The following is a 23,672-nucleotide window of genomic DNA, read 5'->3' as shown; positions in this document are numbered from 1 at the left end:
ATCCATTATCAATGGAGCGCCACTCGAAAAAGCGTTTTTGCACATTACCGGCAATAGAAACACGGTGCTAAATACTTTAATTACCAATGCTAAGGTCTTAGCGATGGTATTTATTGTTATCTGTAATGAGTTAATCGGGCAAGATAGCCTTTCCTCCAGAGAAATCCATTATATAATCAGAATTCCAGGCGACATTATTTCCCTACAGGTTAAATGTACTCTGAATAAGAAATAAGCTTTGTTTTTATTGCAATTTTGCGCCTGTGAATATATTTTAAACTAAGTATTTTTATACCATGACAATGCCCCTAAATTAATATGAAAAGGTGACTTGATGAGTGATTTTATAAAGATTCTTACCCATGCCCGACGCCTTCAGGCTGCCGTAAAGGAACTCTCTGTTTCTGAATTGGAACAGGTTAGTGAAAAACTCACTGATGTGATTGAAAAGAAGAAACAACTCGAAGCCGAACAGCAGAAAGAAGCTGAGAAGAAAAAAGCGGTCAGGGATGCAATTCTGAAACAAATGCAGGAAGCCGGACTGGATATCAATGATCTAGAAGGCTCTGCGGTATCAGCCGGAAAAAGAACCGGTCAGAAACGCCCGATAAAATACCGTTATACCGATAAAGATGGTAATGAGCATACCTGGACCGGTATTGGTCGCACACCAAAAGTATTTGCTAAACTTAAGCAACAGGGGCAACTGAAAAAATACGGCGTATAACGTCTCTGACAGCGAAATATAAAAAAGGCCGGATTCCCCGGCCTTTTTTATATCTGTCTGCATTCCGCAGAGGTATCTCTTTAGTGTCACGGTTATGATCTAAAATACGCCGCAGACAATTTGTTATGGCAAAGTAGTCAACAAACCGGTTTATTGCAACAATCTGAATTCAGATAAAACGGCTATTGTTATATTAATCCCATCAAAAGCAGGCAGTCATTCATGCAAGCGAAGATACAACAGGCAGTTAACCAAATCGGCAAAGTGATTCTCGGGAAGGAGCAGGAAGTGAAGCTGGCCCTCACCTGTCTGCTTGCCGGTGGACACCTTCTTATCGAAGATCTGCCTGGAATGGGCAAAACGACCCTGTCTAATGCATTAGCAAGGGTATTCGGACTTGGCTTCTCACGTATTCAGTTCACCTCAGATTTACTGCCGGCAGACATGCTCGGGGTGAATATCTTTGATAGTCAGCGCCAGGCGTTCAGCTTTCATCCCGGACCGATGTTTAATCAGGTCGTGCTGGCCGATGAAATTAACCGCGCCAGTCCAAAGACTCAGAGTGCCTTGCTCGAAGCCATGGAGGAACATCAGGTAAGTCTGGACGGAGAAACCCATGCACTACCCTCGCCCTTTTTTGTCATTGGCACCCAGAACCCAGAGCACCAGGCGGGCACTTATCCTCTGCCTGAGTCTCAGTTGGACAGGTTTCTGATGCGCATTCAACTGGGATACCCAAACTGGCAAGCTGAAAAGGCCATGCTCAGGCAACCACAGCAACGGGACACCGTGCAATTAGACTCTGTTATCAGCCCCTCAGAGCTGATTCAATTGCAACAGCGCATCAGCGAGGTACATGGGTCAGACAGCATATTGGATTATATTTTGCGCCTGGTAACCTATAGCCGTGAGTCAGACAAATTTCCAAGTGCTCTTTCACCCAGGGCCAGTAAAGCATTGCTGCAATCGGCACGCAGCTGGGCAATGATAGACAACCGGGACTACCTGATTCCGGAAGATGTCCAGGCAGTGTTGCCAGCGGTTGCCGAACACAGGTTGCGCTCTGCTTTAGCTGATCACCCGGCACAAACCAGCCTCAGCAAGTTGTTGCTGGAGCAGGTGGACCCTCTGGCTGCCTGAAACCATGTTAAAACGACAGTTCCAATCCGGTGTCAATCTGTGGCTGGATAAGCGTATTCCGCCAGCCTCAGATTTTACTCTGGATCTGGGCAATATATTTATTTTTCCGTCCCGCTTCGGGATGCTTTATCTGTTGCTGTGCGGGGCGCTTTTTGTACTGGGCACCAATTATCAGAATAACCTTATACTGCTACTCGGCTTTTTCCTCCTGGCCCTGTTTCTCGTCAGCCTGCTCAGCAGTTATCTGAATTTTGCCGGTCTGCGGGTTCTGATTGGTAAAGTCGGATATCCTTTTGCCGGAGACAGTGCCTGTCTGCCATTATGGATAGACACTTCCAAACAGAAACACCATGCTCATGGCAGGCTTCACCTTGGTATTTACAACCAAAAAATACAGATATCGGTCGACCTCGACAGATTAACCAATCCGGCCGAGTTCACCATCGCTACTACCCGGCGGGGACGGCTGCCTATGCCCAGAATCACCCTCAACAGCTATTATCCGCTGGGGCTGTTTCGTTGCTGGACCCACCTGCGCTTTGATTCTCAGGTACTGGTTTATCCCTGCCCCTTACCCTGTTCTGTCATTACCTACAGTCAGGCGGGAGGGGAAGAGTCCCAGGGAAATACAGCTACAGAGGAAGGTTATGATGATTTTGACAGTCTGATGGAGTATCAACCCGGGCAACCCCTTTATCATGTGGCCTGGAAACAAGTGGCCAAAGGCCAGGGCATGGTCAGCAAAAAATTCTCCAGCACCAGCAACAATGAGGTATGGCTGCGTCTGCAACAACAGTCAACCGAAGATCTGGAAACCCGCCTGTCACACCTGTGCTTTATGGTGCTTGAGCTGGAAAACCGGGGGCAACGCTTTGGGCTTGAAGTTGGTAGTAAAATTATTCAGCCGGGGAAAGGGAATGCCCACCGCCATCAATGTCTGAGTGCCCTTGCACTTTATCAAACCGGGCATACGCATGGCTAGATTAAACCCATCAGCATACAACAAAGCTCACCTGTTACTGATGCTGGTGCTGTGCATCTGCAGCTTTACCCTGATAGAGCCACTGGAGACCTGGATCCTGCTGATTGTCTGCTGTGCCACTGTGATCCGCTTCAGTTTGTTTATGAACTGGCAGAAACATCAGATTTCAATGCGCACGCTCAACCTGTTGGCCATTCTCAGTGCCATTGTGCTGGCAACCTTCGGCTGGCAGCTTGGCCTGCTACTGGGAATGTTAAACCTGCTGGTACTCGCCAGTAGCCTGAAATTAATGCTGCTGGCAGGCCGCCGGGATTATTTTCAGCTGGTCAGCATTCAGTTTTTCCTGATTGGTACGGGCCTGGTGTTTAACCAGAATATCGCTTTTAGTCTGTTGTACGCCACCCTGACAATCATGCTTTTGCTCAGCCTGGCTTTCCATGTCAGTCCTGCGAACAGCTGGTCCGGACAAATTAAACGCACTGGCATGCTCTGTTTACAGGCACTGCCTGTGGCCATCATGTTATTTCTTATCATTCCGAAATTGGGTCCGATGTGGCAAATGCCGATGGCGAAAGGAGGTGAAACGGGCCTCAGTGACAAGGTCACACCGGGCGATCTTGCACAACTTGCGCGCTCTTCGGATCTGGCTTTCAGAGCCAGCTTTGACAATGACATTCCGGTGGCTAGTCAGCGCTACTGGCGTGCTCTGGTACTGGAAGACTTTGATGGAAAAAGCTGGCAGACAGCACCCTACCGGGAACGACTGCGTCAACGTTATCAGCGAAGTAAGCAACGCTTTACCCCGCAAGTATCAGGCCCAAGCCTGAACTATCAGGTACTCAGTGAGCCGAGTGACAAACCATGGCTGTTCGGACTCGATCTGGCCGTAACCCGCGATAGCAAAATATGGCAGGGGCGTGAATACCAGTTACTTAGCCGGTTTCCGTTACAATCCGGGCTTTCTTACAGCGTCAGATCTTATACGCAGAGCCCATTGTTACCAGATATCCCGGCGTTGGATACCCGGCTAAATCTGCAACTGCCGGAACAGGGAAACCCGAGGACCCGTAAATGGGTTGAGCGACTACGCCAACAGCATAAACAGGACAAGGAGTTTATCGAAGCCATCTCCAGTTACTTTACAGAGCAGAATTTTCGCTACACGCTAAACCCGAATCCCATGCCAACGGATCCTGTGGACCAGTTTCTGTTCGAGGACAAGGCCGGATTCTGTGTCCATTATGCCGGCGCAATGGCCTACGCGCTGAGACTGGGTGGCATACCGGCACGCATGGTAACGGGTTATCTGGGCGGAGAGATGCGTGGTGACGATTATATGAGCATCTATCAGTATGATGCCCATGCATGGGTCGAATGGCTGTCAGATCAAGGCTGGCAAAGGCTAGACCCTACTGCTCTGGTATCGCCGCTTAGATTAGAGTTCGGCTTGCAGCAGGCCGTTGAATATGAAGACAGCTTTTTACAGGGCTCGACGCTGCGCCGCTTGCAACAGCTGGCCTGGGTAAATGAACTCAGATTGTTGCTGGCTGATATGGATTATCTGTGGAGTCGCTGGATCCTCGGATTTAACCGGGACAACCAGGAGGACATGCTAAAGTCCCTGCTGGGTGAACTGACGCCTGTGCGACTGGCACTGGCAGGCGGCGCTCTGGTGCTGTTCACCGCTATATTGTTGGCGATTTATCAATACAAACACTGGCTTGCGCCCCGACACAAAACACCGGCCTATTACTACCACAAAAGCCTTAAACTGCTTGAGCGCATAGAATTGAAGCGGCCAGGCTGGATGGGGCCGAAGGATTTTAATACCAGGGTACAGCAAAAGTTGCCAGCGGATATTGCCCATCCATTCAGCGAAATGACACGTTGTTATCTACACAGCAGGTATGGAAAATCTACAATCACCGGCCAACCTGATTTGAAAAAGACCATGCAGCTTCTGCTCGGTGACCTGAAAAAGGCCCTGAAAAAACATCGCCATGCTGCCAATCTTATTGACTCTAACCCATAAAAAAATCCCCCGACTGCGGACAGCCAGGGGATATTTATTTTATATCTGACAAACTCAACCGTTATTTTTAACCGCCCGCAAACGGGGCTCGGCGAGCTTGCGGGCCGACGATTCCGGATAATCCCTGATTACCTGCTCAAATAACTGTTGAGCCCTGGCAAAATTGGACTGATTCTGGGCAATCATACCCAGTTTCAACAAGGAATCCGCTCTTTTGTTCGAGTCAGAGTAATCACTGACAACCTTCTCAAAATGCTCCCTGGAGTCGTTCCACTGCTGCTTATTGAACAGTAACTGCCCCAGCCAGTAATGGGCATTGGCAGCATAGGAAGAGCCCGGATATTGCTGCAGAAAAGCCTCAAACTCCGGAATAGCCTGATCATAACGCTTTTCCCGCAGGATCAGATTAACCGCCCTGTCGTAGGCTTCATCTTCACCCAGTGAACTTAAAGCGGGTGCGCTACTGTTATCTTTAGCAACCATCGGCATTTGCTTTTCAGTCGGACTGCTGAGCGCCTGCATACGGTTGTCGATCTCTACATACAGCTCCCGCTGGCGTTGCAGAATCTGCTCCAGCTTGTAGCTATGCTCTTCAACAGAGCCCCGTAGCTCATTAACTTCCTGCTGCATCATATCCAACTGACGCTGGATATTATGCTGGGCACCGGAACGGGCCTCAACCATACGCTCCAGTGTGGCAATCCTGTTCTCAAGGCTGCCAACACCGAGGTCAGAAACCGGTGCCGGAGCGGCAACTGCCGCTCCCATAGCGAAACAACTAACGAATGCGAGACCACGATAAATCATAGGGCTCTCTTATCGGTATACCAATACGCCACGACGGTTTTTAGCAAAAGCCGCTTCCGTATTACTGGTATCAAGAGGCTTCTCTTCACCATAAGAAACGACAGAAATCTGAGATGTGCTGACACCGGCATTCTGCAAATAGGTGGCCACCGACTTGGCACGACGCTCACCGAGTGCAATGTTGTACTCAGGAGTACCACGATGGTCCGCATGGCCTTCAATGGTTACCGTCTCACCCGGGTTCTTGACTAAGAACGCAGCGTGCTTGTCCAGAATGGAATAAAACTCAGGCCTGATGGTAGAAACATCAAAATCAAAGTAAACCATCTGCTCATTCTGCAAGGATTCAAGCTCTTCACGTTTAATCTCTTCAGGAGATTTCATCTGCTCGGCACTACCGGTTTGTACCCCTGAATCCTGCTGTTCGGTAGCGGTTTCAGTGGCCTGATTAGTATCGGCAGCTTGATCATCTACCTGGCTGCTGGAGGAGCAAGCCATCAGCGTAACGACAGGCAGAGCTATGATCACGCCCTTGAATACTTTGTTTAATTGCATTCTCGTGTTCCTTATTGTTTTCAAAGGGTTTAACAAATTACATTAAAAACGGCGACCAGCTTGGTGACTTGACCTGTCCGTTAGCCGCGGGCAACCTTGCCTTAAACCGTCCATCCAGCGACACCAGCGACAACACTTGCCGACGCTGATGCAAAGTACTGTAAATAATCATACTGCCATTTGGTGCAATGCTGGGCGACTCATCCAGATAGGTTTTAGTCAGCACTTGCATTACACCAGAAGACAGATCCTGACGGGCGATGTGATATGCACCATTGGTGCGATTCACCATCACCAGTTCTTTACCATCCGGGGTAACAGTTCCCCCAAGGTTCATTTCACCATCAAAAGTCAGGCGACGAACCTTACCTGATGCTAAATTTACGCGATATAACTGAGGTTTACCACCCCGTTCTGACGTAAAGATAATGTTTTGCCCATCCGGAGTCCAGCTTGGTTCAGTGTCAATACTGCGACTATTTGTCAGACGCCGGAGTTTTCGACTGGCCAGATCCATAATATAAAGATCCGGCTGACCATCTTTGGACAGTACCATCGCCATTTGTTTGCCGTCCGGCGAGAACTGCGGGGCGCTGTTAATTCCCGGGTAATCGGTTAAGCGGGTGCGGCTCATGGTGTAAATGTCCTGAATGTAGATCTGAGAGCGGCGGTTCTCGAAACTCACATAAGCCAGCTTGGTACCATCCGGTGACCATACCGGTGACATCAAAGGCTCTTTGGAACGCAACAGCACCGTTTCGTTGTAACCATCATAATCTGCGACGACCAACTGATAAGGAAACTCTTCTGTTTCTCTGTCGCGCACAATCACATAGGCAATGCGGGTTAAAAAGGCGCCCCGGGTACCCGTTAGTTTTTCGTACACAATGTCTGCCACTCTGTGGGCATGTTGTCTGAAACCGCCGCCATCAATAACATGCTGGCGTCCGGCCAGAACATGATCTTTGCTGTTGATGAGCTTGCCATCACTTAACATCTGCGCCTGCCCACCGGTAATCTGTCCCCGTACCACATCGATCAACTCGAAGCTGACCCGGTAGCGATCCATGGTTTCCTGCTCCACTCTTCCCACCAGTATTGCCTCAACACCTGTTGCAGCCCAGGCGGCATAGTCCACATCTTTGTCCTGAGACGGCATTTGTGGCATGCGGGCCACATTAACCGGATTGAATTTACCACTGCGTCTGAGATCTGCCGCAATCACATCAGACAGCCTTTCAGGCATACTGCCCTGGCCTTCCCACTTAAAAGGCACTACCGCAATCGGGCGCGCGGTATCGATGCCCTCTGTGATCACAATTTCCAGCGTGGCGCTGACTCTGGCACTGACCATCATCAACAGAATAAAAAGTAAACCTGGTAAAGGGAACGTTCTGGGCATATCAGTCTCTTTTCACCGTTAAGTTAAAATTCAAAAATTGCTGCAATACATCCGGATCTTTAGGTACCGGTAAAGTCGCCGTCTTATATACCGCAGTTTCAGCGGACTTACAGGTCCTGGGGTCACCTTCCAATATTCTCACTGTTTTTACAAAACCATTTGATGCAACACTGATATTCAGTCTGCAGGACTTGCCGCTCATAGAATCATCAACAATCCAGTTACGCTGAATCGATTGCATAATCAGTGCACGGTATTTGTCTGTTTCAGAGAGAATATGACGTTGCCTCTGCTTTTGTCTCGCGGCCTGCTCTGCCTGTAATTGCTCCTGCATCAATCGTTCCTGTTCTGCTCTGGCGGCCTCTTCCTTGCGCTTGCGTTCTGCTTCTCTGGCTGCAGCTTCTTCTTTTTTACGACGCTCTTCAGCTTCCCGGGCCTTTCTCTCAGCCTCTTCCTTCGCTTTCTTTTGTCGTTCCTGTTCGAGTCGTCTGGCTCTTTCCTGTTCTTCCTGTTTTTTCTTCTTAGCCTGTGCCGCAGCCTCAGCCTTACGCTGTGCTTCCTGTTGCTGACGTTTTTTCGCCTCTTCTGCCTGTCGCTGCTCATCCCTGCGCCGCTGCTCGGCTTCACGTCTTTGTCGCTCTATATCAGCAAGGCGCTGACGCTCAGCTTCTTTTTCCTGTTCGATTGCCTCAAACTGTTGCTCAATCACGGCACTGTCAACAACAACCGCCTGCACCACATTCATCTGTGGCTGGGTGACTTCTGGTATTGAACTGAAGTCCACGCTGACCATGAGTAAGCCCCCCATAACGAGATGCAGTACCGCTGAAAAGGCCAGTGCCGGTTTAAGACTTTGCATCCATTACTCCGGCGAATCCGTCATCAACCCCACAGAGGGCACGCCTGCCCGCTGCAACAGCACCATCAACTGCACTACATTATCATAGGGAACCCGCCCGTCACCTTTTACCACCACCGGGGTATCCGGCTCTTTTTGCAAATGGGCCGCCACCAGCGTAGCCAAATCTACAGCGGTCAGTGGCTCTTCCTGACTTTCACCGACATTCAGAAAATATTCACCATCAGCATTCACTGACGCGATTAATGGCGGTTTGCTGTCTTCTGATAAGGCTTCAGCAGATGCTTTAGGTAACTCAACTTTTACGCCCTGGGTCACCAGAGGTGCCGTAACCATAAAAATGATCAGCAGCACCAGCATGACGTCTATGTAAGGAACAACATTAATTTCAGATACCGGACGACGGCGCTTTCTCTCGTACATGCTTTATTCCCGCGTTGCGCTGTCTGAACTGTGAGACTGACGGTGCAGAATACTGGAAAATTCTTCCATAAAATTACCGTAGCTATTCTCCAGTTTCTCCACCTGGTGGCTGAATCGGTTGTAAGCGATAACAGCCGGAATTGCAGCAAACAAGCCCATGGCGGTGGCAATCAGCGCTTCAGCAATACCAGGGGCAACCATCGCCAGGGTAGCCTGTTGTACCTCACCCAGGGCAATAAAGGCATTCATGATTCCCCATACAGTACCAAACAGGCCAATGTAGGGGCTGATGGAACCTGCCGTGGCCAGAAAAGGTAAATTACTCTCCAGTGCATCCACTTCTCTGGACAGCGACACCCGCATCGCCCGGTAGGTACCGTCCATCACTGCCTGGGGGGAGGCAGAGCCACTTTTGCGTAAACGGGCAAACTCCTTGAAGCCGGCCACAAACAAACTGGCCATACCGGAAACATGCTGGCGGGCAGAAATTTCCTGAAACAGGCGGTTAAGATCGCCCCCTGACCAGAACTTGTCTTCGAATTTTCTGACTTCCAGACGGGCGTGATTGAGTGCCTTGCTACGCTGAAAAATAAACGCCCAGGACACCACAGAGGTGGCCAGTAGCAGCAACATAACGAGTTGAACAAGAAAGCTGGCCTGTAAAAAAAGACCAAAGAAAGACATTTCACCTGACACCTGACAGCTCCCCTAAAACAAAATCCGGAATGGCTCTGGGTCTCATCGTACTGAGATCCACACAGCCAACTTTGACCCTGGCTGTTACCAGTGGCCGATTGTTATGATTATAAATACTCTGGTCAAACACCAGACTGACCCGTTTGCACGCTGCCAGTTGAGACTCCACCACCAGCATCTCGTTAAAGCGCGCCGCAGACTGGTAGTCTATTTCCAGGTGTTTGACGACAAAACCTGTGGATTGTTCCAGCAACCTGTCCTGTTCAACACCCAGGGCTCTGAGCCACTCGGTTCTGGCCCGCTCCAGAAATTTCAGATAGTTGGCATAATACACTATACCGCCTGCGTCCGTGTCTTCGTAATACACGCGAATGTTATGCCGATGCATCCTTTATATTCCTTTCATACTGTTGACCTGGTGGTCAATACCCCGACACAGAATATATGACGGGCTGATAGCATACCAAGCCAGGTCATCGGCTTATATACCCAAGTCACCTCAACTGCTTATTTTTCAGACAGTTGAACACAAGACAAAACAATTAAAGAGATAGAATCTTAATGATGCCCACAAAAAGGGACGTCACGAAATCACTTTCTGGCAAAAAAAATTTCTATTGGTCATTTTTCACCCTCTCCATTTTATTCTTACATATCAACACATTAAAGAATCCATACAGGGTGAGCGCGAAAAATCGCCAGGAAACATTCTATTTACACATTAGTTTTTTTAATTAAAGAAAGGAAAAAATCTCAATTGCGCGACTTTCACAAGCCAGTACAATTCGCTGCGTATTCTGCACTAGCGCATGATGTTTCATCTTTATAGTCAGATACACTTGTCACATCTCCTGTTGACATGTTCCCTGGAAAAGTTTTCATTTTCCTTCAACACTTGTTGCTTTGCCCGCCTTTCAGGCGGGCTTTTTTTTACCTGCCAAATATATCCGTATCGCCACAACGTTCACAGTACTCGCGAGAAGGCTCTGTTACCGCACTCCAGACAAGGCTGAATCACTTCAGCATGGGTCACCTGATGCCGGTTGTGACATTTGGTGCATTCCAGCTCTCCCAGTGCCACCGCTTCTCCGGCCTGGTAAATGCCCTGATGCTGGATATCCCGCCAGGATTCAGTCATCGCCAGCCGACTTTTATCGGAAAGATCCGCCAGTAAGGACCAGAATTTATCCTTAGTGGCTTGCCACCAGGGGGAATTATCTGCATCCCGTTGCCAGTGGTGAGCGAACGTTTGTAAGTCACGGGTCAGGGTATTTTCCAACATCTCCATCTCATCCTTACTCAGATCCTCCGCGGCTTTAAGATAAGCTCTGGCCTGCTCCTCAATCTGCATCAGGGTTAACACATCCTGTTCTACAGATTGTTTTACCCATTCAGACATCCTGTCCAGCAATTGCTCATAATCAGATTGATGCTTTTGCACGGAATTCTCCTTTTGTCATTAAACGGCATTTTATTTCAGAGTATAGGGCCGGACAGCACAATACCAATGAATTCATCCTTCGCTATTGTTCCCTGTGCAGGCGCTGGGGTATTCTATGGGGTCTTATGTCAGCCACCCGGCGTGGCGAAAATCACCTCAACAGCCCGGAACTCGAAATTGATGGAAAGACAGTATAATCCTCAGCAAATAGAAAAAAAGGTTCAGCAACACTGGCAACAAAGCGATCTGTTTTCAGCCAGAGTGAATGAAAACAAGGAAAAATTTTACTGCCTGTCTATGTTCCCCTATCCGAGTGGCCGACTGCACATGGGCCACGTGCGTAATTATACCATTGGCGATGTGATCAGCCGTTTTCAGCGCATGCAGGGCAAAAATGTTATGCAACCCATGGGCTGGGATGCATTTGGCTTACCGGCTGAAAATGCCGCAATAGAGAATAAAACAGCACCGGCTAAATGGACCTACGCCAATATTGATTATATGAAAGAACAGCTCAGGTCATTAGGTTTTGGCTATGACTGGAAACGCGAAGTCACCACCTGTAAGCCTGATTACTATAAATGGGAGCAGTGGTTCTTTACCCGTTTGTACGAAAAAGGTCTGGTGTATAAGAAAAACGCCACTGTGAACTGGGATCCTGTGGATCAGACTGTGCTGGCCAATGAACAGGTTATCGATGGCCGGGGCTGGCGCTCGGGGGCGCTGGTTGAGCAGAAAGAAATTCCCCAGTGGTTTATCAAAATCACCGATTATGCACAGCAACTGCTCGACGATCTGGAGAAGCTGGAAGACTGGCCGGATCAGGTCAGAGCCATGCAGCGCAACTGGATTGGCCGCTCAGAAGGCGTTGAACTTACCTTCTCGCTGGCTGATAGCACTGCCGATTTCGACGTCTACACTACCCGCCCGGATACCCTGATGGGCGTAAGCTATGTGGCCCTTGCCGCACAGCATCCGCTGGCACTCAAGGCCGCTGAAAACAGCCCTGAGCTGTCCGCCTTTATCGATGAGTGTAAAAACAGCAAGGTGGCCGAGGCCGATATCGCCACCATGGAGAAAAAAGGCTGTAATACCGGTCTTTTTGCCGTGCACCCGCTGACCGGCAAACAGGTACCAGTGTGGGTCGCCAACTTTGTACTGATGGATTACGGCTCCGGTGCTGTGATGGCCGTACCCGGGCATGATCAGCGGGACTGGGAATTTGCGCACAAATACAATATTGAGATTAAACAGGTGATCAAACCCGCTGATGGCAGCGATTGTGATATCAGCCAGGGTGCCTACACCGATAAAGGCCTGTTGATCAACTCCGGTGAATTTGACGGCCTGAGCTCAGACAAGGCCTTTGATGCCATCGCCGAAAAACTGACCGCGCTGGGCAAAGGTAAGCGCACGGTAAATTATCGCCTGCGGGACTGGGGCGTCTCCCGTCAGCGTTATTGGGGAGCGCCTATCCCGATGCTGAACCTGGAGAATGGCGAATCGGTTCCTGTGCCCACTGAACAATTGCCGGTCAGATTACCTGAAGATGTGGTGATGGATGGTGTGACCTCCCCTATCAAAGGCGACAGCGACTGGTCAGCGGCAGAATATCAGGGCCAGCCGGCCCGTCGTGAAACCGATACTTTCGACACCTTTATGGAGTCCTCCTGGTATTACGCCCGTTATTGCAGTGCCCAATATCAACAGGGCATGGTGGATCCCGAAGAAGCCAACTACTGGCTGCCTGTGGATCAGTACATTGGTGGTATTGAACATGCCATATTGCACCTTTTGTATTCGCGTTTTTTCCACAAATTACTGCGTGACGAAGGCCTGGTGGACTCCGATGAGCCCTATAAGCGGTTATTGTGTCAGGGCATGGTACTGGCCGACTCCTATTATCGCGAAGACAGCAAAGGCGCGAAGACATGGTACAACCCTGCCGATGTGGATGTGGAAAAGGACGAAAAAGGCCGCATTGTTAAAGCGGTGCTGCGCAGCGATGGGCAGGAAGTGATCCATGGCGGCATGACCAAGATGTCCAAGTCCAAAAACAACGGCATCAACCCACAACAGGTCATTGACCAGTATGGCGCCGATACCATTCGCCTGTTTACCATGTTCGCGGCGCCGCCAGAGCAAACCCTTGAATGGCTTGATTCAGGGGTCGATGGCGCTCACCGTTTCCTGAAGCGTTTGTGGAAGCTGGTTCAGGAACATCTGCTCGCCGGTGACGCTCCAGCGCTGGACAAAGGGGCGTTGAACGCCGATCAGAAAGCCCTGCGCAGAGAAGTACACAAGACACTGGTCAAAGTTACCGATGATCTGGGCCGCAGACAAACCTTTAATACTGCGATTGCGGCGGTGATGGAACTGATGAACCACCTGCAAAAAGCACCGCAGGACACTCAGGTGGATCGCGCCTTAATGCGTGAAGCCATAGAAATCGTGCTGGCGCTGCTTAACCCTATTACGCCGCATATTTGCCATGAATTGTGGCAACAACTGGGCAAAGACACAGAAATTGAATTCAGTGACTGGCCACAGGCTGATGACGCTGCCCTGGTTGAAGATGAGAAACTGATCGTGGTGCAGGTAAATGGCAAAGTACGGGCAAAAATGACCGTACCGGCTGATGCCGCCCAGCAGCAGGTCCAGGATCTGGCAATGGCGCAGGCCAATGTCAGCCAGCACACGGATGGTAAAACCCTGCGTAAAGTCATTTACGTGCCCGGTAAACTGCTGAATATTGTGGCTAACTGATGAAACGCCTGGCGGTTATCCTGATGTTACCGCTGCTGAGCCTGATGCTCAGCAGCTGTGGTTTTACATTGCGCGGCGCCGATCCGCTGGGCAGTCCGTTTCGCGAACTACACCTTAGCGGCAGTAATCCTCATGCGCCTTTAGTCAGAGCGATGAAGGACAGATTAGAACGGTATTCAGTAACTTTATTGCCGCAACCTCAAACCTCCGCCGCGGTACTTTACCTATACCCGGAAAAGCTGGAACGGGAACTGTTGTCCCTGTTCAGAACGGGTCAGGTGGCTGAGTATGAACTGATTTATCAGGTACGCTACGAAGTACAATTGCCAGAACAGGAACCACTGTTATTCACCGTTGATCTCAGCCGGGAATACCAGGATGATCCCAACGCCGTGCTGGCCAAGTCGCGGGAACTGAATCTGATCCTGGACGAGCTTCGTCAGCTTGCTGCTGAGCGTATTATCCGCCAGTTAAGCCGGCTCAGTAATCAGGAACTCTGATGCAGCTCTACCCAAATCGTTTAACGGACAGCCTCAACAAAGGTCTGCAGGCTTTCTATCTGATATTCGGTGATGAACCCCAGCAACAAATGGAATGCATTCAGGCGGTACGCGATCGGGCCCGGGCTGAAGGCTTTGATGAACGCCAGAGCCTGACCGTCGATACAGGATTTAACTGGAACAGCCTGATAGAAGCCAGTCAGACCCTTTCTTTATTCAGCAGCCGGCAAATGATAGAGCTGGAACTGGCCACAGGAAAACCCGGGGCGGAGGGCGCGAAGGTATTACAAAGTCTCGCACAATCCCCTAACCCCGATGTGCTGATTCTGATTCACGGCGGACGCATCGGCAAGGATGTGCAAAATACAAAGTGGTTTAAAAGTCTGGATCAGCATGGCGTCTTTATTCCCTGTTACCCTCTTGAGGGACAGCACCTGAATCGTTGGATTTCAGAACGATTACAGAAAGTTGGCATTCAGGCGTTCCCGGAACTGGTTAAACTTTTAAGTGACTATTGCGAAGGCAATCTGCTGGCAGCGAGACAGGAAATAGAAAAACTGGCGCTGATTTATCCGTCCGGCCAGTTAACCCTCGAGCAAGCTGAAAAAGCCATAGTGGACCAGTCACGCTTTACCGTATTTCAGTTAATCGATGTGCTGCTGGCGGGTGATCCGCAACGGGCTGTGAAGATGCTCTACCGGCTCGAAACCGAAGGTGTGGAACCCACTATCGTATTATGGGCGCTGGTCAGGGAATGGCAGACTCTGCGAACTCTGCAGCAAGCCGTTAGTCAGGGCGCTGCACTGCACAGTTTGTGGAATCAGCACAGAATATGGCGCAACCGCCAGCCGCTTTATCAGCAGGCTCTGCAGCGCCTCGACAGCAATCAATTGTCGCAAATGGCTGATAAGCTTGCCTGCTTCGATCAGGCCATCAAACAATCCTCAGTGCCACGACCTTATATTGAACTCTGTCATTTGTGCCTGATGTTTATCCCCATGCCACTGGCTGATATTGCGCTGGACTATAACTGATGTCAGACGCTGCGATAAATACTGATTTATCTGGTGATATGCTGGCAATATTAGGCGGCACCTTTGATCCGGTTCATATCGGTCATTTGCAACCCGTATCTGAGGCATCAAAAGAACTGGGGCTTGAACAGGTACGTCTGCTGCCCTGTCATATTCCACCCCATAAACAGATGCCGCACAGCAGCCCGGAACATAGGCTGGCCATGCTGGAGCTGGCCTGTAAGCAGTGGCCGTTATTTGTAGTCGACAGCAGAGAGCTGAAATGGAATAAACCTTCTTACAGCGTAGATACTCTGAGAGACTTTCGGACTGAGTTCGGCAACCACCTGCCACTGGTGTTTTTTATCGGTATGGATTCTCTGTGTAATCTGGACTCCTGGCATGAATGGCAATCATTGTTCGAGTACTGTCATCTGGTGGTCTGTCAGCGGGGGGATATTTTACCGGATTTTAATGTCAATATAGCCAGGTTGGTGAGTGAGCGACAAACTGATGACCCCGGGGCGCTAAAACACAAGGCCTGTGGTCTGATCTATCTGGCCAAGACCAGTCTTGTACCGGTATCATCGACCGCTATCAGGACAGCGCTTAATCAGGGTGATATTAATCCTGCCTGGTTACCGGCCGGTGTACTGGACTATATTCAGCAACACCAACTTTACCAAAAACGGGCGTAGTCGCCATATTTAAACAATCAGGAGCTTTTTTGGAAACCCAACAACTTAAAGACTTTGTTCTGGATAAACTGGAAGACGCAAAAAGCAGGGACATAGTGACTCTGGATGTGACCGGAAAATCCAGTATTACCGATATGATGCTGGTCTGCTCAGGCAACTCGAAACGCCATGTTAATTCGATCGCCGAAAAGCTGGTTGAGGCCACAAAGCACGCCAATCACGCACCATTGAGCATTGAAGGGCAGGACACCGGTGAGTGGGTGCTGGTAGATCTGGGTGATATCATCGTCCACGTGATGCAGGATGAAACCCGGGATTTCTATCAGCTGGAAAAACTCTGGGGGTAATTTGCGCGTTCAGTTAATTGCGGTAGGCAGTAAAATGCCAGACTGGGTTGAGCAAGGCTTTAACGAGTACCTGCGTCGTTTCCCACCGGATATGCCGGTGCAACTGACCGAGATCACCGCAGGCAAACGTGGTAAAAACGCAGACATCGGCCGTATTCTGAAAAAAGAGGGAGAGTCCATGCTTGCTGCCATCCCGAAAGGCAACAGGATTGTCACCCTGGAGGTTACAGGCAGGCCCTGGACCACGCCACAGCTGGCCGGACAGATGCAACGCTGGCAGATGGACGGTCGGGATGTCAGCCTCCTGGTAGGAGGCCCTGAGGGACTCGCACCAGATTGTATCTCAGCCGCCGAACAACGCTGGTCTCTGTCGGCCTTGACCTTGCCACATCCACTGGTGCGGATATTATTGGCAGAGAGTTTATACCGGGCCTGGTCGTTGAATAATAACCATCCATACCACAGAGAGTAACGTGCCTCCAAAACGCATTACCATCAGAGATCATACCGCAGAAGCTAATCTGTTTGCGCGCAGGACTGTGATCGCGCTGCTGGGCATTGCAGCACTGATCGTAACCCTGGTGAGCAACCTCTATTACCTTCAGGTCACCAAGTACACTGACTATCAGACGCGCTCCAATGGTAACCGCATCAAAGTGTTGCCGGTGGCGCCCAACAGGGGTCTGATATATGACCGCAACGGACTGTTACTGGCTGAGAATCGTCCCACCTTCAGTCTCGAGGTAATACCGGAGCAGGTAACAGATCTGGAAGCCAGCCTTACCAGTCTGAGCCAGTTGCTTGATCTGTCGGAGGACGACATCAGTGATTTTCGCGATGAACTGAAAAATCATCGACGGTTTCGTCCCGTCAGCCTCAAGGCCAGACTCAGCCATGAGGAAGTGGCATTATTTTCCGCACATCAACATAAATACCCGGGCATCTCCGTAGAGGCCCGTCTTACCAGACATTACCCTTATGCTGAAACACTGACTCATCTGCTCGGCTATGTAGCCAGAATCAATAAGAAAGATCTACAAAAGCTGATCGAAGGGGGGCAAGCCGAGAACTACGCTGCCACCTACAACATTGGCAAACTGGGTGTGGAAAAATTCCACGAGAGAAAATTGCATGGTGAGGTCGGCTATCAGGAAGTCGAAGTCAACAATCAGGGGCGTATTATTCGTACGCTGAAATTCCAGCCTCCGGTACCCGGAGAGGATCTGGTACTGAATGTGGATGTCAGACTGCAGCAGGTTATTCAAAAGGCACTCGAGGGATACCGGGGTTCCGTTGTCGTTCTTGACCCAAGAAATGGCGGTGTAATGGCGCTATACAGTAACCCCAGTTATAACCCCAATTTGTTTGTACATGGCATCAGCAGCAAAGACTATCAGAAACTCCTGCAATCCAGAGACAGACCACTGATTAACCGCGCGACACAGGGGCAGTACCCACCCGCCTCTACCGTCAAGCCACATCTTGCGCTGCTGGGCCTGGAACAGGGTGTTATTACCGAAGAGACCCGCATGTTTGATCGCGGCACCTACAAGCTTCGAAATGTAGAACGCCCCTGGCGTGACTGGAAAAAATGGGGCCATGGCTGGGTGGACGTAAAAAAATCTATTGAGGTCTCCTGTGATATCTTTTTCTACGATCTGGCCTATAAAACCGGCATAGACAATATCAGTGATATGATGACGCAATTCGGTTTCGGTGATTACACCGGCATCGATCTGTACGAAGAATCTGCGGCCAATATGCCCAGCCGAGGCTGGAAACGGGCCCGCTATAACGAGCCCTGGTACATTGGCGATACAATATCCGTTGGCATAGGTCAGAGCTACTGGACATCGACCCCGTTGCAACTGGCAAAATCCGTCACCACGCTGGTCAACCGGGGTGTGCGCTTTGTGCCGCAGGTGTTGCGCGGGCACTATACTGACAACCAACTGCATCTGGCAGCCCCCAAAGAACTCCAGCCCATCGTGCTCAATTCACCAGAAAACTGGGACGTGGTGCTCGATGCCATGCATGGCACGGTAAACAGTGAACATGGCACAGCCAGAAATGCGTTCAAGGATACAGATTATATTTCCGCCGGTAAGACGGGCACCGCTCAGGTAATAGGTATCGCGATGGACGAAGAGTATGATGAAGAAACTATCGCGGATCACCACAAAGACAATGCCATGTACATCGGCTATGCACCCTACGATGCGCCGGAAATTGTGGTGACGGTTGCCATGGAAAATGCCGGTGGCGGCAGCTCTCAGGCCGCCCCCATTGCCCGAAAAGTGATGGATTACTATTTCGCTAACAAAGAAAGTGGTAACTATGCTGCGAAATAAACTGGAAGCCAACCCAAACAGTATCTGGCAGCGGATGCATATTGATCTGCCTCTGCTTCTCGGTTTGTTGCTGTTAATGGGCACCGGGCTGGTGGTGATATACAGCGCGGGGGTAAAGACATAGACCTGATCATCCGCCAGGGTATCAGGCTGGCAGTGGCCCTTGGCGTTATGATTTTGCTGGCGCAGATTCCTCCCCTTGTTTACCGCCGCTTATCCATACATTTTTATGTACTGGGCGTACTGATGCTGATTGCGGTATTGCTGTTCGGCACCGTAGGAAAAGGCGCGCAGCGGTGGCTGGATCTGGGGTTTATGCGCTTCCAGCCTTCTGAGATCATGAAGCTGGCTGTCCCCATGATGGTGGCCTGGTATATCAGCCGGTTTAATTTGCCCCCGCGGATCCTGCATATCGTGGTAGGTTTTGGGTTAATGGCTGTACCGACATTGCTGGTTGCCAAGCAACCGGATCTGGGTACCTCATTGTTGCTGGCCAGTGCCGGGCTGTTTGTGCTGTTTCTCGCCGGTACCAGTTGGAAAATTATCGGCACTATCGCCGCACTGGGCTCTGCATTTGCTCCGATAATGTGGATGTTCCTGATGAAGGACTATCAGAAACAGCGGGTACTGACCTTTCTGAACCCTGAGTCCGATCCGCTGGGTTCGGGCTATCATATTATTCAGTCGAAAATTGCTATCGGCTCCGGTGGTATTCCCGGCAAAGGCTGGTTACAGGGCACCCAGTCGCAACTGGAGTTTTTACCGGAACGGCATACTGACTTTATATTCTCTGTATTCAGTGAGGAATTTGGTTTTACCGGTATTGTACTGCTGCTGACCCTTTACGCCTTTATTGTGGTAAGAGGAATGATCATTGCGATGCGTGCTCAGGAAGCCTACAGCAAATTGCTTGCCGGCAGCATAACCCTGACATTTTTTATCTACGTTTTCGTCAATATGGGTATGGTCTCTGGCTTGCTGCCTGTGGTCGGTGTGCCTTTGCCGCTGATCAGTTATGGTGGTACATCAATGGTGACATTGCTGGCCGGATTTGGCATTCTGATGGGGATAGGTACGCAAAAACGTCTGCTATCGAGAGAATAACAAAAGATGAAGCTGTTCATTTATGCGCTGATACTGGTTTTGACCGGCTGCACAGTACAACAGGGCCGTTACAGTCAACGTAATGACTCGCCCCCTGTGCGTCCGCCATCGGACATTTCACTGACCGATGCACAACCTGTCTATGTCCCCTTGACACCAAGGGGCAACGCACCCTATGAGGTGTTTGGCAGAGCCTATCAGCCTATGCAAAGTGCTCAGAATTTCAGCCAGCAAGGCGAAGCGTCCTGGTACGGCCAGAAATTTCACGGCCACCTGACCTCCAATGGCGAAGTGTACGATATGTATACGATGAGTGCCGCGCACAAAACCCTCCCCCTGCCCTCTTTTGTCAGAGTGACTAACCTGGCAAATAATAGGCAGGTGATTGTGCGGGTTAATGATCGGGGGCCATTTCACGGGAATCGCATCATTGATTTGTCTTACGCCGCTGCCCTGAAACTGGACATGCTCAAAACCGGTACCGCAAAAGTACAGGTCGACAGCATTTATGTTGATGAGAGTGGCAGCATGATGATTGCCGGTGAGCCACCATTGCTTCCTGAGCAGAAGGAAGCCGCTCAGGCCCTGTTTATACAGGTCGCGGCCTTAAGTGATGAGAACAAGGTCAGACAGTTGGCCAGAGGGCTGGAAAATCTTTATCAGTTACCTACGAAATTACTGGCGTTTAATGGTGTCTACAGATTGCGGCTTGGGCCCATTGAAGATAAATCGACGGCGGGCGATTTAGTCGAAGAACTGAAACGCAGTGGTTATCAGGGAGCCTACCAGCTCTATGCACCGCATTAAGTGCCTTATTCCGAAGCAGCAATAACGGCAAAGGCACACAGCTACGGCTTTTAATGTTATATTGTCACCTCTGTAGTCCGGACCGGTATCAGCAAATAACGTGTTACTGATTCGCTGCCAGAATGGGCAAAATAACAATCACATATTTGATTAACAACAACTTAGTGGACGGGTAATGCAAGCAATAACAGACTTTTCTGGCAGACTAATTTTCAGCATCTTTTTCCTTTTCTCCAGCGTAGTAGCGCAAGCTGCGGTAGTCATTCCCAGTGCACCAGAAGTGGCTGCCAAAGGCTATGTGCTGATGGATTACCAAACGGGTAAAGTCATCGCCTCCAAAAATGCAGATATGCGCCTTGCTCCTGCAAGCCTGACTAAGATCATGACAGCTTATGTAATTGGTCAGGAGCTCAACTCCGGTGCCATTACCATGCAGGATATGGTGACCGTATCAGAAAACGCCTGGGCCAAGAACTTTCCGGAATCTTCAAAAATGTTTATCGAAGTGGGTAAGCAGATCAGTGTCAGCGACCTGCTACGGGGAATTATTGTGCAATCCGGCAACGATGCCTGCGTGGCCATGGCGGAGCACATCGCCGGCAGTGAGGATGCGTTTGCCAGTATGATGAATTCCTATGCCGAAAAGCTGGGTATGACATCCACCCGCTTCGCCAACAGCCACGGCCTGGATAACCCTGAACAGTTTACCTCACCGCGGGATATGGGGATTCTCTCTGCGGCGCTGATCCGTGATGTTCCGGAGGTCTATCAAATCTACTCTGAGAAAGAGTTTAGTTTTAATGGCATCAAACAATATAACCGCAACAGCCTGTTATGGGATCGAAGTCTCGCGGTCGATGGAGTAAAAACCGGCCACACTTCTGAGGCCGGATACAGCCTGATTACCTCAGCTATTCAGGATGATATGCGTCTGATTTCTGTAGTCATGGGCACGGAAAGCGAAAGAGCACGTAAAGAAGAAAACCGCAAGCTGCTCAAATATGGCTTCCGGTTTTTCGAGACCATCGTGCCTTATCAGGCAGGAGAGAGCTTTGTGGCTCACAAAATCTTTATGGGTGACAGAGATACGGTAGACCTGGGCATTATGCAGGATACCCCTATTACCATTCCCCGCGGTCAGAGTAAGAACCTGCAAGCCAACTTTGAACTGGATAGCAAACTCGAAGCGCCGCTGGCAAAAGGTCAGGTGGTTGGCACTCTGTATTTACAGCTAGAGGGTGAAGATGTCGCCAGTTATCCACTGGTAACTCTGCAACAGGTCAATGAGGGCGGATTGTTCAAACGCCTGATGGACTACGCCAAGCTTAAACTGGGTTTTGAAGACTGATCAGTCAGGGCTCTTTGGCTGATGCCACAGCTCATCCCGGGCGAGTGGCGTTGCCGCTGGCAGAACAGGATTATCGAGGCGAAAGATTCGCCGCTTGTCTAATTCGGCCTTGGTAAGACTTTGTTGATGAGCGGCAAGGAAAAGCTGCTCAAACTCACCAGATGAAATCAATTTTTCCAGACCACTTTCAATAAGACGGGCCAAGGACTGGTTGTTTTTATTCACAAAAAAATACATGGCTGTAGGGTAATGCAGCGCAATATGAGACTCTGAGATCAGGTTCTCATGCTTACCCAGCTCCTGCCAGACCTCTACCACCGAACGTGGAAAAAAATCCCCCTTACCTGCAGCCAACTGCGTAAAAAGCTGTTCATAGTTTTCTTCTGTGACCACGGCAAAGCCATTCGCCTGGAGGATCTTGGTATCCGGCCAGTCATGCCCTGACAGGGGACTGAAAAGATTGAGCTTTTCCATACTTTGCACATATTTGAGCAAGTCCTCATCGGCTTTTCTGACCAGGGGGATCCGCATGCCAATCAGGCCCTTATAGATGGGGATGCGGATAGGCAGGTACTCCTCCTCCCGCTGCTCATCGGTCATACTCCAGACCACACTGACTTCACGATTACCCTTAAGCTGTTTCAGCGCTTTACTCTGCAACAGGATCTTGTCGGTCGGAGTCAACTGGTATTTAACCCCCGTTTTCTCAAGGGCTTTTTCCAACAACTGTAGTGGGTACTGATGGCGACTGTCTTCATCCGACATGGGGCGGGGATACTTGATATTCCAGGTGGCTGACAGGGCTGGCATGGCCACCATCAGACCGATTAAAAGCGCAGACAGTCTCATTGCGTAGTTTCTCTCGCCTGTGATGTTATTACCTTAGCGAATCGAGTCTGTACAGACAAGCTGATTAACTGTTTCATACCAATCAGCAGAGATAATGGTATTACTCAATGCCGATAAATTTATGGGTTTGCAGTGATAAGCGCCAGTTTTTTTTGATACAGGTAGCAACCGCGAGGTCCGTGGCCCGCTGTTGCTGACTGATAGGTTGCAGGTAAATCATTGCTTTTGGGTTAGTCGCCGTTCTGGCCAGCAGCGCATCCAGCTCATCAATATGTTTTTGCATTGCTATGGGATGCTTAATTTCATTGGCCTTTTGCAGAGGCTGATCCAACACCTTATAGCCCCCTTTCATATTCACTTTTGGCGACAGGGTTATCCAGGTTCCAGGGTGGGCCTGGATCTCAAAGGTACCACTGGTTTCGATTTGCACGCTATAGCCCTTGTCAATCAGCAACGAGGTTAACGAAGTCAGATCGTACATGGCCGGTTCACCGCCGGTGATCACCACATGCCTGGCATGATACTTTTGCTGCTCAAATAAACTCAGCAGTTTGTGCTCATCGGCACTGAAATACTGCTCTGAGTCTGAGGTTTTCGCCAGCACCTGTTGCGTGTCGGTCTGAAAGGCCGGATCGAGCGTCCAGGTGTGCTTGGTATCGCACCAGGGGCAACCCACAGGACAACCCTGCAAGCGGACAAAAATCGCTGGTAGCCCGGTATAGAACCCCTCCCCCTGGATAGTTTCAAACATTTCATTGACCTTTAACACACTCACGTAGGGATTTTCCTTTCAGGCTGGTAAAATTAGTGCAAGCAAATGATTAT

At 50.0% G+C, this 23,672-nt stretch carries 23 protein-coding genes and 1 pseudogene; 14 read left to right on the top strand and 10 right to left on the bottom strand.

The window, feature by feature from the left end:
• The first annotated feature begins 334 nt into the window (after positions 1 to 334).
• The 4 genes from AT746_RS06500 (at position 335) to AT746_RS06485 (ending at position 4,881) form a co-directional block, all read left to right on the top strand.
• Complete coding sequence (locus AT746_RS06500; protein ID WP_062478035.1) at positions 335 to 727, top strand: H-NS family nucleoid-associated regulatory protein; 393 nt, start codon at positions 335 to 337, stop codon at positions 725 to 727.
• A gap of 222 nt (positions 728 to 949) precedes the next feature.
• On the top strand, positions 950 to 1,867 hold the full coding sequence (locus AT746_RS06495) for an AAA family ATPase (protein ID WP_062478032.1): 918 nt from the start codon (positions 950 to 952) through the stop codon (positions 1,865 to 1,867).
• Between the two features lie 4 nt (positions 1,868 to 1,871).
• A complete protein-coding gene (locus tag AT746_RS06490) occupies positions 1,872 to 2,849 on the top strand; it encodes a DUF58 domain-containing protein (RefSeq protein WP_062478029.1) in 978 nt (325 codons plus the stop codon).
• On the top strand, positions 2,842 to 4,881 hold the full coding sequence (locus AT746_RS06485; RefSeq protein ID WP_082633174.1) for a transglutaminaseTgpA domain-containing protein: 2,040 nt from the start codon (positions 2,842 to 2,844) through the stop codon (positions 4,879 to 4,881). The genes AT746_RS06490 and AT746_RS06485 overlap by 8 nt, the downstream gene beginning before the upstream one ends.
• A 54-nt stretch (positions 4,882 to 4,935) precedes the next feature.
• Here AT746_RS06485 and ybgF read toward each other — a convergent pair whose 3' ends face one another.
• The 8 genes from ybgF to AT746_RS06445 all read right to left on the bottom strand — a co-directional run bounded on the left by ybgF (position 4,936) and on the right by AT746_RS06445 (position 11,064).
• Positions 4,936 to 5,688 carry a tol-pal system protein YbgF gene (gene ybgF, locus AT746_RS06480; RefSeq protein ID WP_062478022.1) on the bottom strand — a complete coding sequence of 251 codons (753 nt, stop codon included), beginning with the start codon at positions 5,686 to 5,688 and terminating at the stop codon, positions 4,936 to 4,938.
• Between the two features lie 9 nt (positions 5,689 to 5,697).
• On the bottom strand, positions 5,698 to 6,243 hold the full coding sequence (gene pal, locus AT746_RS06475) for a peptidoglycan-associated lipoprotein Pal (protein ID WP_062478019.1): 546 nt from the start codon (positions 6,241 to 6,243) through the stop codon (positions 5,698 to 5,700).
• Between the two features lie 37 nt (positions 6,244 to 6,280).
• Entirely contained in the window at positions 6,281 to 7,645 is a 1,365-nt protein-coding gene (gene tolB / locus AT746_RS06470; RefSeq protein WP_062478016.1) for a Tol-Pal system beta propeller repeat protein TolB, read from the bottom strand.
• 1 nt (position 7,646) lies between these two features.
• The gene (gene tolA, locus AT746_RS06465; protein ID WP_062478014.1) at positions 7,647 to 8,504 is read right to left on the bottom strand and encodes a cell envelope integrity protein TolA; all 858 of its coding nucleotides are present in this window, start codon (positions 8,502 to 8,504) and stop codon (positions 7,647 to 7,649) included.
• 3 nt (positions 8,505 to 8,507) lie between these two features.
• Complete coding sequence (tolR, locus tag AT746_RS06460) at positions 8,508 to 8,927, bottom strand: protein TolR (protein WP_062478012.1); 420 nt, start codon at positions 8,925 to 8,927, stop codon at positions 8,508 to 8,510.
• A 3-nt stretch (positions 8,928 to 8,930) separates the two neighbouring features.
• The gene (tolQ, locus tag AT746_RS06455) at positions 8,931 to 9,623 is read right to left on the bottom strand and encodes a protein TolQ (protein WP_062478010.1); all 693 of its coding nucleotides are present in this window, start codon (positions 9,621 to 9,623) and stop codon (positions 8,931 to 8,933) included.
• Positions 9,613 to 10,011 carry a tol-pal system-associated acyl-CoA thioesterase gene (ybgC, locus tag AT746_RS06450; RefSeq protein ID WP_062478008.1) on the bottom strand — a complete coding sequence of 133 codons (399 nt, stop codon included), beginning with the start codon at positions 10,009 to 10,011 and terminating at the stop codon, positions 9,613 to 9,615. Before ybgC ends, tolQ begins: the two co-directional genes overlap by 11 nt.
• 576 nt (positions 10,012 to 10,587) lie before the next feature.
• Positions 10,588 to 11,064: a zinc ribbon-containing protein gene (locus tag AT746_RS06445; RefSeq protein WP_062478006.1), complete on the bottom strand. Its 477-nt coding sequence runs from the start codon at positions 11,062 to 11,064 to the stop codon at positions 10,588 to 10,590.
• A gap of 180 nt (positions 11,065 to 11,244) precedes the next feature.
• Between AT746_RS06445 and leuS the strand changes: the two genes are divergently transcribed.
• The 10 genes and pseudogenes from leuS (at position 11,245) to AT746_RS06395 (ending at position 21,998) form a co-directional block, all read left to right on the top strand.
• The gene (gene leuS / locus AT746_RS06440) at positions 11,245 to 13,830 is read left to right on the top strand and encodes a leucine--tRNA ligase (protein ID WP_197414337.1); all 2,586 of its coding nucleotides are present in this window, start codon (positions 11,245 to 11,247) and stop codon (positions 13,828 to 13,830) included.
• Positions 13,830 to 14,330 carry an LPS assembly lipoprotein LptE gene (gene lptE, locus AT746_RS06435; RefSeq protein ID WP_062478001.1) on the top strand — a complete coding sequence of 167 codons (501 nt, stop codon included), beginning with the start codon at positions 13,830 to 13,832 and terminating at the stop codon, positions 14,328 to 14,330. Before leuS ends, lptE begins: the two co-directional genes overlap by 1 nt.
• Positions 14,330 to 15,364, top strand: a complete 1,035-nt coding sequence (gene holA, locus AT746_RS06430; RefSeq protein ID WP_062477999.1) for a DNA polymerase III subunit delta — start codon at positions 14,330 to 14,332, stop codon at positions 15,362 to 15,364. Before lptE ends, holA begins: the two co-directional genes overlap by 1 nt.
• Positions 15,364 to 16,041, top strand: coding sequence for a nicotinate-nucleotide adenylyltransferase (gene nadD / locus AT746_RS06425; RefSeq protein WP_062477996.1), 678 nt, complete (start codon positions 15,364 to 15,366; stop codon positions 16,039 to 16,041). Before holA ends, nadD begins: the two co-directional genes overlap by 1 nt.
• 29 nt (positions 16,042 to 16,070) lie before the next feature.
• The gene (rsfS, locus tag AT746_RS06420) at positions 16,071 to 16,388 is read left to right on the top strand and encodes a ribosome silencing factor (RefSeq protein WP_062477994.1); all 318 of its coding nucleotides are present in this window, start codon (positions 16,071 to 16,073) and stop codon (positions 16,386 to 16,388) included.
• A gap of 1 nt (position 16,389) precedes the next feature.
• A complete protein-coding gene (gene rlmH / locus AT746_RS06415; RefSeq protein ID WP_062477991.1) occupies positions 16,390 to 16,860 on the top strand; it encodes a 23S rRNA (pseudouridine(1915)-N(3))-methyltransferase RlmH in 471 nt (156 codons plus the stop codon).
• Position 16,861: 1 nt separating this feature from the next.
• Positions 16,862 to 18,739, top strand: coding sequence for a penicillin-binding protein 2 (mrdA, locus tag AT746_RS06410; protein WP_062477989.1), 1,878 nt, complete (start codon positions 16,862 to 16,864; stop codon positions 18,737 to 18,739).
• Positions 18,726 to 19,843: pseudogene (gene rodA / locus AT746_RS06405) on the top strand (rod shape-determining protein RodA). Before mrdA ends, rodA begins: the two are co-directional and overlap by 14 nt.
• A gap of 6 nt (positions 19,844 to 19,849) precedes the next feature.
• Positions 19,850 to 20,650 (top strand): septal ring lytic transglycosylase RlpA family protein, encoded by an 801-nt coding sequence (locus AT746_RS06400; protein WP_062477986.1) that lies wholly within the window; start codon positions 19,850 to 19,852, stop codon positions 20,648 to 20,650.
• Positions 20,651 to 20,825: 175 nt separating this feature from the next.
• Positions 20,826 to 21,998, top strand: coding sequence for a D-alanyl-D-alanine carboxypeptidase family protein (locus AT746_RS06395; RefSeq protein ID WP_062477983.1), 1,173 nt, complete (start codon positions 20,826 to 20,828; stop codon positions 21,996 to 21,998).
• On the opposite strand, the gene AT746_RS06390 is transcribed toward AT746_RS06395, so the two are convergent.
• The gene (locus tag AT746_RS06390) at positions 21,999 to 22,847 is read right to left on the bottom strand and encodes a transporter substrate-binding domain-containing protein (RefSeq protein WP_082633173.1); all 849 of its coding nucleotides are present in this window, start codon (positions 22,845 to 22,847) and stop codon (positions 21,999 to 22,001) included. It lies immediately after the preceding gene.
• Between the two features lie 100 nt (positions 22,848 to 22,947).
• Positions 22,948 to 23,622, bottom strand: a complete 675-nt coding sequence (gene queE, locus AT746_RS06385) for a 7-carboxy-7-deazaguanine synthase QueE (protein ID WP_062477980.1) — start codon at positions 23,620 to 23,622, stop codon at positions 22,948 to 22,950.
• Positions 23,623 to 23,672 lie beyond the last annotated feature (50 nt).

The sequence above is a fragment of the Lacimicrobium alkaliphilum genome, from assembly GCF_001466725.1.
Classification (GTDB): domain Bacteria; phylum Pseudomonadota; class Gammaproteobacteria; order Enterobacterales; family Alteromonadaceae; genus Lacimicrobium; species Lacimicrobium alkaliphilum_B.
Note: the sequence above shows the minus strand (reverse complement) of the source record. Positions and strands in the feature narration are given on the sequence as shown.